We start from the raw sequence: 11255 nt of genomic DNA on the forward strand, positions 1-11255 counted from the left end.
AGCCGCGTTAATTGCGAACGGTGTTGGCGCTGGCCAAATGCAATACCAAAATCAAATTAGTACGCAAGGCGTTGTTATTACTGGCTTAACTTCTTCCTTTGTTTTACAAAGATTGTTTATTAATGGGAGTGGCGGCGCAATTACTGTCAATGAGTTAGGTATCTTACATGCTAACGGCGGCCCTTTTATGCTTTATCGCGATTTAGTTTCGCCGGGAGATAATGTCCCAAACGGATCAACTTATCGCGTTGCTATTACTTTTCAAATAACAACTTGATTAATGGCAATTGATAAAAATAAATATAAAAATTTATTATGCCGGGTTGAATCGAATTGTAATTATAAAATAATTAATTCAATTGGTGCGCTCGGCAAATATCAATTCACACTTTCCACACTAAACGCTTTAAAAAATAAATACAACTTACCGGCTTTTATAAATTCCACAAACTTTATTAATCGGCCTGACTTACAAGAATTATATTTTGATTATTTAGTTTTCGATTCCTTAAACTTTATTGCTAATAATAATTTAGATCAATACAAAGGCCGTCAAGTTACCGGGACAATGAAATATAAAAACGTTCAAGCGCCTTTGAATACTTATGGAATGTTAGCCGCAATACATTTGGCCGGTGCAACCGCTTTAAAAAATTTTTTAGAGAATGGTTACAATCCTAATGACGGTAATGCAAGCTTAAGTGATTACGCCGCGTATTTTAGCAAAAATCTGATTGAATCGGATTTGACCGGGTTAAAAGAAATTTTACTTGCTATTATACCCGGTATAGTCTTATATTATATATAACAAAAAAAATAAAGGCTTACAAATGGCAATCAAAACAACCGAAATTGAAAAGCTTATCAAGCTTAAAGTTTACATTGAACAAGTTAAAAACGCATGTCAAAGGCTAGAAAAAAACGCCGGGTTTTGTTCAAAAGATATTAACGGCGCTTTAGATGTTTTTAACGATTCAAACAGTTTGCGCGACGATAAAAAAGCCGGGCTGTCAAGCGTTAAAAGTAATTTGAAAATGTTTATTAATAACGATTTCAAAAATGCGTTTGATGATTTAAAATCGATTGAGAAACTTTTAAAGAAAGCACTTACAAATGACTAAAATTAAATTCCCTGTTTTAAATAACGTCGATTATATGGACGTTACAAAAAACAAAGAAATATTAAAAACGTATTACGGATCCGATTTAGATAAGTTAGCATGGCGTGACGTGCAAATCAAAATTGGTTCCGATGTCGGGAGCGAATTTTATCACTATCAATTGAAATTTAAAAATTCTGATCAATTACATAAAGGTTTGATTCGCGGCGTTTTAAAAGACGGTAAAACAAAAAACGTTGCGGCGTCAAGTGATATTGAAAAAATAAAAGATTCAATAAACCAATTGAATCAAAAAATAGTAAACGTTTCAAGCGGCGGCGGCGTTCAAGTTGATTTATTAATCCAGGTGACGCGTCAAAGTTATGAAACGCAAATTAATTTTTTAAATGCTGAGATTAATCGCCGCGAGTTACTGATTAATAAGCTAGAAAATAAGATAGATGATTTAGAGACGGATTTAAATGAATGTCAAGAGACGGCACAACAAAGCGGCGGCGTTTCTCAATACATTGAAATGGCTAAAATGTTTTTAGACGTCAAGCGCGGTAATTTAAAACCAATTGACAATTTAAAAGATTCAAACATTAATGGCATACCGCAAGAAATTTTGAGCGTTTTGGGAATGGTTGACTATTCACAAATCCCGGAACAAACTTTAAACGAAATAATTAACTATCTAAAAATCTTTATTCAAAAATTACCATTAAGGAGCAATTAAAATGGCAGTAAAGAAAAAACGAACCGCGCGTAAAACTAGTTTTTTATCAAAGGTTCAAAAATCTTCAAAGGTTCGCAAGGTTCGCGCAAAGATTAAAAGCAAAAAAGCTGAGTTGAAAAAACTAAGCCGCGAATATAAAGCGACGTTGAAAAGTGAATCAAGACGGCTTGCTCGTTAATGAATAAAAAAAAATTAAAGGCGCGTTTGTCAATTTTATATTTTGTTATACTTGCGCTTTTATTAATCGCGTTCTATTTTGGCTTTGAGTTCTTCAAATTTTATTTAATTAAGTATTGGAGTTTTTGAGATGAAAAAATTTTTATTGCCCTTCGTTGTTGTTACTGTTTTATTTACTTCAATGATTTCGTTTACTGGCTGTTCAAGCGGCACGTTACCGCAAGCGGTTTGCGATTACGGCGCCGTCGTTTGTGATATATCCCAAATGGCATGCCGCAACATTCCCGGCGTACCGCCTGAAATTTGCGACTATCTAGATTTAGCCTGTTATAATTTAGACGTTTTATGTCGCGTTGATCCTGAAAGTAAAGAATATAAGAGCGCGATTTTATCACTTGAATTAATCAATGAGCGTTTAGAGCAATACGCAATGACAAAAAAATAACTAAATTTTTTGTTTGCACTTACAACAAAAAATTATATTTTTAAGCCGTTACGTTCTCAAAAAATGTGACCATGTTGTAAGTGCCGCCGGTTAAAGCGATTTGACCGGCGTTTTTTTTCACTTAAAATATTTACAATATGGACAAATCAAATTATATCAAATCAAATCACTTAGCCGCGTTAAACAGCCGCAAAGTAAAAAAAATTAATCAAGCGGTACGCAAACAATTCAAAACATTAATCTTTGATGCGGTCAAGTTACCATTAAAGGCCCGGTTAAAGCTGAGTTATATTATTCTATTCAAAAAAACAAAACACTTACAACAAACAAACTAAGGAGCGTTACAAATGGATTTAAAAACGGCACAACAAGCGGCAAAAATTGCGGCCGATGTTACAGATTTACAAAGGTTTATTGAATCAATCGAAATGCGGCGCAATGATCCAATTAAAAATTTGTATATTGTTACTCAATCAAACTATCGGATTGAAATAAAAAAACGGTTTTCAATTGAATCAAACGGCGAAATATTAAATATTATCCTAAAAAGCCGTAAAGCGTTGCTGAGCCGGTTAATTAAAACCTTAAAAGATATGTCTTGATTTGCTTTTATCGTCGTCTAGCGTTGATATATGATAGAAAAAACAGCCTTTAAGCAATATTCTTTAGCCCTTCAATCGTTCCCGGATCAACCAAATAACTTAATAATACCAATGTGTAAAATTTCTTTACACTTTAAGCCCGAAAGTATAATATTTTTTTACACTCTATTAAAATTGTTTGTATTAATCCGGGAATGTCTAGCGTATAAATATGCAAAAAAAGTGATCCTGAGCGTTAAAAATTCGATGTCCTTAACTTGTCTCTACTATATAGACCTAATTTCCCCGCCGGTAGAAAATGACTAAAAACGCGCAAAAAAACGGCCGGCGTCACCGGGTTTACGATTCGTATTATGAGTATGTCGAAAATGTCGTCAATAAATGCGGTCATAAGTATATAGTTTTAGATCGAAAAGACTTTCGCGCCTGGCGTTTTGAACAACAATCGAACCCGGCGGCAAAGTTGCCGGCCGGTAAACTGATCAAAATTACGCCGGCCAAATGCAAATCTTATTCATGTCCGATATGCGGTCGCAAAAAAACGCTTGATTTAATGGCTAGATTGAAAACAGTTAACTTAAAAAATTATCGATTCTTTACACTTACTTTAAAGAATAAATACAGCTATGACGATACAATCGATAATTTAAAGCGCGTCTCTGAATGTTTTACAAAGTTAAATAACAAGCTGAGAAAATTGCCTGAGTATAAAGGCCTTGAATATTTTCGCGTTTTAGAAGTCGGTAAAGACGGCATGGTACATGTGCATGGTCTGTGGAATAAATATATTAATCAAAAAACTTTATCTGATATATGGCTAAAAATTACTAAAGATTCATACCGGGTAAAGGTTGAACGCGTCAAATCAAAAAACGATGCGGTTGAATACTTGTATAAATATCTATCAAAAGACGTTGCAAAAAAAGATAAGTTAATTGATCCCAAATTATTTAATATGGATTTACAAAATACGGCGGCGCTTTTTTATGAATTAAACAAACGGCGTTATAATTCAAGTCGTAATTTTTTCCCGAAACAAAGTAAAATTGACTTAGATAAGAATTATTTACCGTATTATTATGAAGCTGAGACGTCAAAAACCATTGAAAATTTCGTCGCTAGTTTAGTGAGACAATTTAAATTAACTTTAGATAATTTTGATTTTACTTACTATTTTGAAAGTGACGAGTTTATCAGAAACTTATTCATTGAAAAGCCGGCGCCGCCGGGTTGATTGGCATTATAATTGAACTTAATAACTAAACTTACAATTAATATAGGAGCGTAACATGGCACAACTTAATCAAAACACTTTTCGTATTTTCTTTTTTCGACGTTATAACGTTGATCCTATACCGGGCTTTGATCAATTTAGTATTATTGCGGTTAATCAAAATCAAGCCATGCAAATATTAATCGAAACGGTCAAAAATCCTGAGCAATTTTATTTGGATCATTCAACCGTATTTGAGCAAAGCGAGTTTTAAACATGGGCAAACAATCAAAATTATTGCGTCAAATAATTGACGATTTTACATTAATGTTTGATCCTGACAAAGTCGATAATAATTATTATCAAAACTTATTTACTTTCAGGATCAAAGTTAATTTTTCAAAGTCGCTTAATAAAAGCGATTTAGTGAGACGGATTTTAAACGATGTCGTTTTATCAAACGACGAAATAATCAAGCTTTTAAGAATAATTTACAACAAATAAAATGGAGCGTAACATGGAATCTAGATTAATGACAAAATTATTTGATTCAAGTTTAGACTTTTTATTAATTGATGTTGATTTTATAACGCTATTAAGCACAAAGGCAATTATTAAAAGCGTTGTGCATGATGTTTATTTAGAAGTTTCAACAAATCCGAATAATCTTATTTATTTGATTTTTTTGTCGCCGCCTGATGAGGTAAATAATATAACTTTATATAGTACTTCAATACGCGCGGCTTTATCTGATTATGATTTAATAGCTAGCAATGAATTTCAAATAAGCGGGTTAAGACTATGAAAAATATTAATCTAAACGAAACGGATCAATTAATTAACGACTTGAAAAAATTGGTTGATGATTATAACAAGCTTAAAAAGCTTGCTGAGACTTTTAAGCTTTCGCCGGGTAAAGTAATTGATATTATCGGTTTGCTAGGCAATACCATTTTAACAAATGCAAGTGACAATCTAGTAAATGAAGTTAAGGAGCGCCTTTATATATTTAAAGAAACGGCCGGGCGTGAAATACCGATAGATATTTCAAACGCGCTTGATTCATTAATAAATTTTATGAAAGTAAACGAGGCAAAAAAATGATGTGGAAAATATTCCAATTGATTGAATTGATTATTTGTTATATCGGCGGCCTTGCTTTGTCTTATATCCTGTCGCCGGTGTTAAATATCAAAGATACGGCCGTCATGGTTTTACTGGCTTTATTCTTTATGACGATTTTTTATACAATCGGGTTATTTATACGCGACCGGTTTTTATAAAAAAGTCTTTTATATATCGTATTGATGAAAAGCGCCGTAAATGGCGCTTTTTTTATTTTACTTGACAATGATTTTTATTTTTAGTTGTTTCGCGAGTGTAATGTTTAACAATTTTTTAAGGAATTCAAATGCAGGGCAAATTTTATTTAGTCGTTAATATGAAAGATGAAAAGCAAAAACTTTTTAATGTCGTTTTTATTTTAGATTCTGAAATTGCTGAGATGAAAAAATCAAAAGACTTTAGTTTTATTGAAATTAGTTTTAATCAACAAACGCCGTCCGATCCGCAATAAGTTGTTTTTTTTATGTTAATGACAAAAATATCGGTAAAGCCGCAAAACGGTTTAAGTGAAACCATCAAACAAATGAAATATTTGGAATTGGTTTCTAAAAATAACGCGGCTTTTCTTTCATTTGTCAATAAGACTTTCAAAACGCCATGCCTTTCTTGCATTCCCGGCAAAGTTTATTCTTATATTAAAAATAATTTTACTTATAAAGACGACGCGCCTTTTGATGAAATAATAAGAGCGCCGCATGTTTTGTTGACTGAAAAAATAGGCGATTGCGACGACTTCGCGGTATTTACAAAAACCGTTTTAGATATTATTGGCGGCTTTGATTCTTATTATATGCTTTTAGGTGCGGAGCAAAATAAATTTACTCATGTCGTCGTTTGGTGCAATCGTAAAGGCGTTCATGATCCTGTTTTAATCGACGGCGCAAACGATTTGTTTAATGTTTTACCAAGTAAATATAAATTTTATAAAATAGTTTAAGGTTGATCCAATGAAAAATAGAATGTATGAAATTGTAACGCTTCAAGACCGAAATAATTTAGCTGATCCGGTTTCGATTATAACGGGCGGCGTTGCGGTATTGTCTCAAATATTCCCTAATATTTTCGGCGGCGGCCGTCGTCGTTTAAATAGTCAAGACTGGATTCAATTAATTCCCGGCTCCGGTTTTTGGTCAACAAAGTTAAGGCAATACCTTGAAGCGCGAATCCATTACGATGCGGATTTAGGTAATATACAACCGTTTACCGCCGCGTTTGTTTGGGACAATCGGCGTCAAATTTGCCCGGCTGTTCAAGATTCATGCTGGGAATATAATAAACCTGAATCATGTATTGAGTGCATGCGCGCGTTTTATGCAATCTTAAATGAGGAAAGTCGAACCGGCGGCATGTCGCCTGTTGGTCAAACGCCGGGCGGTTTTGGTCAAACAATTAACTGGAGCGCGGTTTTACCGATCGCAATCGGCGGCGTTGTTTTAGTTATGGCAATGAAAACAAAAAAACGAAAGTAATTAATCATGGTTACTGATTTTTCAAAGTTACAAGTTATTAATCAGATCGCTTCGATTTATTGTCAAAGTGATTTGCTTTGTAAGTCAAACATATCAAGTCGATTAAAAACATATTTGACAAATGATTTAGTAAATGTTTTTTTAGCAAACTTAGAGCGCGGCCGGTTTTACTATTTTCGTATCTTATCGGCAAAGGCAAATTTTACCTCAATTACATTTAATTTGGAATGGACGGATATTATAACCGGTCAAACTGGCACCGGGTTAAATACTATTCCATTAAACAAATCAAGTGACTTGAAATTTTTGTTTCAAAATGCCGGCTTGATTTATTACGCAACCGTCAAGGTAAGTGGTCAAGATTTTTTAATCGTTCAAAATCCAAACGTTGAAAATTACGGCATAGTTTATACGCCTATCGTTCCGTCAAGCGGCGGCGGTTCCGGTTCCGGTTCCGGTTCCGGTTCGACGACCGGCGGCGGTTCCGTTACTGTAAAGCAACCGCAAAAAACACAAACGGCGCAACCGCAACAAACAACCGTTACTGATCCCGGTTTATTTGGTATTGATCCCAAATATTTGGTATTTGGTGCGCTCGCGATTGGTTTTATTTTATACAAAGTAAAATGAATTTAAAAGACGATATATTTTTTAAAGAATGTGATTTTAATACTATTCTGAGTTTTGCAAATAGTCAAACAGAAAAAACGCGCGCGCTTAGACAAAACAGCAATCTTAAAAACGCGCCTTATCCATTAACAAAAAACTTTTTACAGTCTTATTATAACTCGCGGCCGTTTTCAAATCTCAAAAACACTTTTAAAAATGTTAATTGCGCCGCCGATGTTTACAGTTATTTTGTTATGACTTATGGCTTTAATGTAGGATCAAGCGGCACCGGTACCGCAAGCGCGGCCGGTCAATCAAGCGGTTTAAATCCGTTTAGCCCTTTTAAAATTGATTTGGGTTTTAACTTTGGTTCGACTGGCCTTTTGTTATGGCTTTTGATTGCTGGCTTAGTTGTTTATAAGGTGACTAAATGAAAACGATTCAATTGAATTCTAAATTTTGTTTAAATGCAAATCAATGTTATGACGTTAAGACGGATTTACCAATATGGCTATTAATAATTTTAGCCGGTTCAAGCTATTTGATTTTAAAAGAATTATCGGAAATTTTAAGCAAATAAAAAACTTATTCATTAAGGAGATGCAAACATGAGAAAAATGTCAAAGGTTCGATTCAATACAAAATTAATTGTTGATGTTATTGGAGCGACTTTAATAGTACAGCAAGCGCCGAAACTTTTATCAAGCGTTTTACCGGTTTCGCCTGAGCTTGAAACGGCGGTCGGTGTTGGTGCCGGTTATTTGGCCGGATCATTTTTTAAACGTCCTGATTTAGCAAACGCCGCAATTGGTATTGGTGTTGTTTCGTTTGTTGCGCCTATGGTTGAAAATTTACTCGGCGGCGGCTCCGGTTCCGTACCGCCTGCATTACCGCCGGCCGGTGGAACAAAGGCCGTTCTTGATGTAATGCAAGTTAAACGGCCGGCTTTAGATGATTATTTAAGTTTAAATGATTACACAAATAACCCGGCTAATCAATTAACGTTTTCAAGCTATCGCGATTCGTATTAATTAAGGTTTTTAAGATCCGTCAACTTTATTTATTTAGGTTTGACGGATCCGTTTAGTTTAGTTTTTTAGTTAGTGTTTTTATTTTATTAATTATTTTTATGAGGTTCAAAAGTGAATACAAGAGATATTTTAAACGCGACTTTGTACCCGCGTTCCGGTCAAAACGCAAGGCGTAAAGATTTTCCTTATTACGATGCGTTAACAATTACCGCCGGCGTTTTAGAGTATTTTTTCTTTGTTACCGCGCTCGGTAATATTTTTCAACGCAATAAACGTTTACCGCTTAGCGGTTCTGAGGTGTTTTTCATTGAATCGATAAGCGCCTATCTTGATACAACAATTAACACAACCGCGCAAATCAATGCTTTAAATGAATTGTTACAACAATCTTATTTAGCAATTTCAGTTGATAATCGTTTACAATGCAAAATACCGGGAATGGATTTCCTTCAGTATAAATATACTTTGAATGAAAACGCGACGCCTGAGCAATTGCAAATTAATGTTCATAATGTAAAACGTAATTTGCCTTTGCCTATTATAATGAATTCAACAAGCGCGTTTGAATTTAAATTTGTAACAACCGCCGCCGCCGCAACCGCGTTTGATACGGTGCCGTTTAAATTAGTTTTGCATGGTTTGCAAGTTGATAAACTTGAATCATTTTACTATGACAACTTAAAGAATAATAAATTTCAGCAAGTACCGGTTACTTATTACGATACAATCGTAATACCAAACGGCAATCAACAAACTTTTAGCATGTTCGCGGAACCAAACAAAGCGAAAAATTTATTTAGTCAAACGTTCCCCCTTAGTGATCTTCAAACATTTAGTTTGCAAAATATTGAAGTCCTATTTAATCAGCCTGACGTTCCTATCGTACCTGGAACGATTTACGATTCACGTTTACAAAACAATTTACGGATTTCAATTGATGACGTTGATTATTATAACGCGAATTTACAAGACATGCTTAGCGTTGTCGCTGGCTTTGCTGGCAATATTACGAGCGCCGGCGCGGATACAACCGCTTACAGTATGTTAATGAATGTAAGACAATCAAAAACATTGCGCGTGCCGTTGGAATTCCCGGCCAATGCTAAGGTAAATATTAACCTAACACAACCGGCCGCGTCGCTCGGTATTACAGGTGAGTTTACAGTCGCAATGCGAGGCGTTGAAACAAGGCGCGTTGCGTAATTGTTCTTATTTTTATTGTAATGCTTATTTAGGGAATAAAAATTTTTTATTCCCTTTAAGCTTTTAAATCAAAAACTTTTTAAGGATCAAAAACAATGTTTAAAAGTATAATAAAACCTGCTTTATTTTGTTACGCAATACCGGCAACAAACGTTGGCGCCGGCGCCGTCATTACGCCTCAAATTAATATATCAAATGACGCCGATTTTATGCTTGTTGAGGTTCGCGCAACCAAACAAGCGGCCGGCGGTATCTTAGCGCAATTATCTTTGGCTAGCGGTGATTTGTTTTCGAACGTCCCGCTTGATACGCGTTTATTTGCTGAGGACGATTACCCGGTCCGTTTACCGGAACCGGTTCGGATTCCTGCAAACAGTCAAATAAATGTTCAATTGCAAAACACAACCGGCGGCGCGTTAAGTAGTCAAATTCAACTATGGGGCTATAAAGTTGAATGTAGTAAAAGCTATTAAAAATTTTATAACTGGTTTTACTTATGAATGAATGTAATAAAAAAGCGGATCAAGCCGCGCGCGCTTTAGATTTGTTTTCATTGCCTTTAATAAGTCAATTTAAAGTTTATCAATTTAGCGGCCGCGCCGATAATTCCGATTTAGTTGGTAATATACCGCAAACAGATATACAAGGCCGGTCAATCGTTGTTAAGGGTATTAGAATTGTTTCGTATTACGAAAACAATTCGATTGATTTGTATGTCGATGACGGCGGCACAACCGCCGCCGAAACTATTCCGGGCAATAATCGTATTAATCGACTGTTTGAAGTTTATGACTTTGGCTGTCAACTTACTTTTTTTATTAATAATGCTCCGGTTCAATTATTCCCGGCCGAAACTTTAATCGTACCGCCGGCCGGTGACGGTAACGTCCCGCTTGATTTGGATATTGATAATATTTTTTATAAGTATCCTGAGAAAATACAATCGATAGGTTTTCGAGTTGATGCGCGAATAACTGAAGATATATTAAATAACGTTGTTCAACCGCCTTTGGTTAAGGTCTTTTTACAATGTTATATTTTCTAAGACGTAAAGCAAAACAAAGTACGCAAAACTTTAAAGAGATTGGACGGCTTATTTTGGCAACAATTTTAAAATGTGCATTAAAACTTTTAGTGGGGACTTTCGTTTCTAGTGAGCGGAGCGAAAAAATAACAACAATTACAGTAACCAAAGAAACTGAGGTAATTTAATGAAAATCCCTTTTAAAGTCGAAAGTGCTTTTAATAAAGTATTTAAACCGCAAATCATAACTATTGTCGAAACTTATATCGATAATAAGTTAAGCCGAAAATTTTACGGTAAAAGCTTGGTCGCTAATTTTTTACAATGTTTATATAGTCAAATGAGTAATAATGATGTCGATTTTGCGACGTCGCCGGCTCCGTTTGGGAATAGTCGAATAAATGCACTTAACACTAGCGGCGTTTTACAAAACGCGAATACAACCATGCAAATCTCGGCCGGTACTGGTGCGACTAATCAAGGAATAATTATTGGAACGGGTGTAACGGCTGTTACTG

General features: G+C 35.0%; 21 protein-coding genes. All 21 read left to right on the forward strand.

The genetic code is table 11. The features are described from left to right. Positions 1 to 277: hypothetical protein (locus tag IPM51_12100; GenBank protein ID MBK9285039.1), on the forward strand; the 277-nt coding region annotated here is incomplete at its 5' end. Positions 278 to 280: 3 nt separating this feature from the next. Continuing rightward, positions 281 to 808, forward strand: a complete 528-nt coding sequence (locus IPM51_12105) for a hypothetical protein (protein MBK9285040.1) — start codon at positions 281 to 283, stop codon at positions 806 to 808. 22 nt (positions 809 to 830) lie between these two features. Further along, a complete protein-coding gene (locus IPM51_12110; protein ID MBK9285041.1) occupies positions 831 to 1121 on the forward strand; it encodes a hypothetical protein in 291 nt (96 codons plus the stop codon). Then, the gene (locus IPM51_12115) at positions 1114 to 1839 is read left to right on the forward strand and encodes a hypothetical protein (GenBank protein MBK9285042.1); all 726 of its coding nucleotides are present in this window, start codon (positions 1114 to 1116) and stop codon (positions 1837 to 1839) included. Before IPM51_12110 ends, IPM51_12115 begins: the two co-directional genes overlap by 8 nt. Before the next feature lies 1 nt (position 1840). Further along, entirely contained in the window at positions 1841 to 2017 is a 177-nt protein-coding gene (locus IPM51_12120; protein ID MBK9285043.1) for a hypothetical protein, read from the forward strand. A gap of 129 nt (positions 2018 to 2146) precedes the next feature. Then, on the forward strand, positions 2147 to 2461 hold the full coding sequence (locus tag IPM51_12125; protein ID MBK9285044.1) for a hypothetical protein: 315 nt from the start codon (positions 2147 to 2149) through the stop codon (positions 2459 to 2461). Between the two features lie 347 nt (positions 2462 to 2808). Continuing rightward, entirely contained in the window at positions 2809 to 3063 is a 255-nt protein-coding gene (locus tag IPM51_12130; GenBank protein ID MBK9285045.1) for a hypothetical protein, read from the forward strand. Between the two features lie 298 nt (positions 3064 to 3361). Further along, positions 3362 to 4297 carry a protein rep gene (locus tag IPM51_12135; GenBank protein ID MBK9285046.1) on the forward strand — a complete coding sequence of 312 codons (936 nt, stop codon included), beginning with the start codon at positions 3362 to 3364 and terminating at the stop codon, positions 4295 to 4297. Between the two features lie 55 nt (positions 4298 to 4352). Continuing rightward, positions 4353 to 4550: a hypothetical protein gene (locus tag IPM51_12140; GenBank protein MBK9285047.1), complete on the forward strand. Its 198-nt coding sequence runs from the start codon at positions 4353 to 4355 to the stop codon at positions 4548 to 4550. 243 nt (positions 4551 to 4793) lie between these two features. Beyond that, complete coding sequence (locus tag IPM51_12145; GenBank protein MBK9285048.1) at positions 4794 to 5081, forward strand: hypothetical protein; 288 nt, start codon at positions 4794 to 4796, stop codon at positions 5079 to 5081. Further along, positions 5078 to 5380, forward strand: a complete 303-nt coding sequence (locus IPM51_12150) for a hypothetical protein (GenBank protein MBK9285049.1) — start codon at positions 5078 to 5080, stop codon at positions 5378 to 5380. Before IPM51_12145 ends, IPM51_12150 begins: the two co-directional genes overlap by 4 nt. Before the next feature lie 307 nt (positions 5381 to 5687). Next, the gene (locus IPM51_12155; protein ID MBK9285050.1) at positions 5688 to 5852 is read left to right on the forward strand and encodes a hypothetical protein; all 165 of its coding nucleotides are present in this window, start codon (positions 5688 to 5690) and stop codon (positions 5850 to 5852) included. Positions 5853 to 5870: 18 nt separating this feature from the next. Then, the gene (locus IPM51_12160) at positions 5871 to 6338 is read left to right on the forward strand and encodes a transglutaminase domain-containing protein (GenBank protein ID MBK9285051.1); all 468 of its coding nucleotides are present in this window, start codon (positions 5871 to 5873) and stop codon (positions 6336 to 6338) included. A 10-nt stretch (positions 6339 to 6348) separates the two neighbouring features. Continuing rightward, positions 6349 to 6870 (forward strand): hypothetical protein, encoded by a 522-nt coding sequence (locus IPM51_12165; GenBank protein MBK9285052.1) that lies wholly within the window; start codon positions 6349 to 6351, stop codon positions 6868 to 6870. A 222-nt stretch (positions 6871 to 7092) separates the two neighbouring features. After that, positions 7093 to 7500 carry a hypothetical protein gene (locus tag IPM51_12170; protein MBK9285053.1) on the forward strand — a complete coding sequence of 136 codons (408 nt, stop codon included), beginning with the start codon at positions 7093 to 7095 and terminating at the stop codon, positions 7498 to 7500. Then, positions 7497 to 7913 (forward strand): hypothetical protein, encoded by a 417-nt coding sequence (locus IPM51_12175; protein MBK9285054.1) that lies wholly within the window; start codon positions 7497 to 7499, stop codon positions 7911 to 7913. Before IPM51_12170 ends, IPM51_12175 begins: the two co-directional genes overlap by 4 nt. A gap of 174 nt (positions 7914 to 8087) precedes the next feature. Next, the gene (locus IPM51_12180; protein MBK9285055.1) at positions 8088 to 8510 is read left to right on the forward strand and encodes a hypothetical protein; all 423 of its coding nucleotides are present in this window, start codon (positions 8088 to 8090) and stop codon (positions 8508 to 8510) included. A gap of 111 nt (positions 8511 to 8621) precedes the next feature. After that, a complete protein-coding gene (locus IPM51_12185) occupies positions 8622 to 9713 on the forward strand; it encodes a hypothetical protein (protein ID MBK9285056.1) in 1092 nt (363 codons plus the stop codon). Positions 9714 to 9808: 95 nt separating this feature from the next. Continuing rightward, positions 9809 to 10186 (forward strand): hypothetical protein, encoded by a 378-nt coding sequence (locus IPM51_12190; GenBank protein ID MBK9285057.1) that lies wholly within the window; start codon positions 9809 to 9811, stop codon positions 10184 to 10186. Between the two features lie 23 nt (positions 10187 to 10209). Beyond that, positions 10210 to 10758: a hypothetical protein gene (locus tag IPM51_12195; protein ID MBK9285058.1), complete on the forward strand. Its 549-nt coding sequence runs from the start codon at positions 10210 to 10212 to the stop codon at positions 10756 to 10758. Between the two features lie 319 nt (positions 10759 to 11077). Then, positions 11078 to 11255, forward strand: a 178-nt coding sequence (locus tag IPM51_12200; GenBank protein ID MBK9285059.1) for a hypothetical protein, incomplete at its 3' end; no start/stop codon positions are given.

The sequence above is a fragment of the Sphingobacteriaceae bacterium genome (genome assembly GCA_016715905.1).
GTDB lineage: Bacteria > Bacteroidota > Bacteroidia > B-17B0 > Aurantibacillaceae > Aurantibacillus.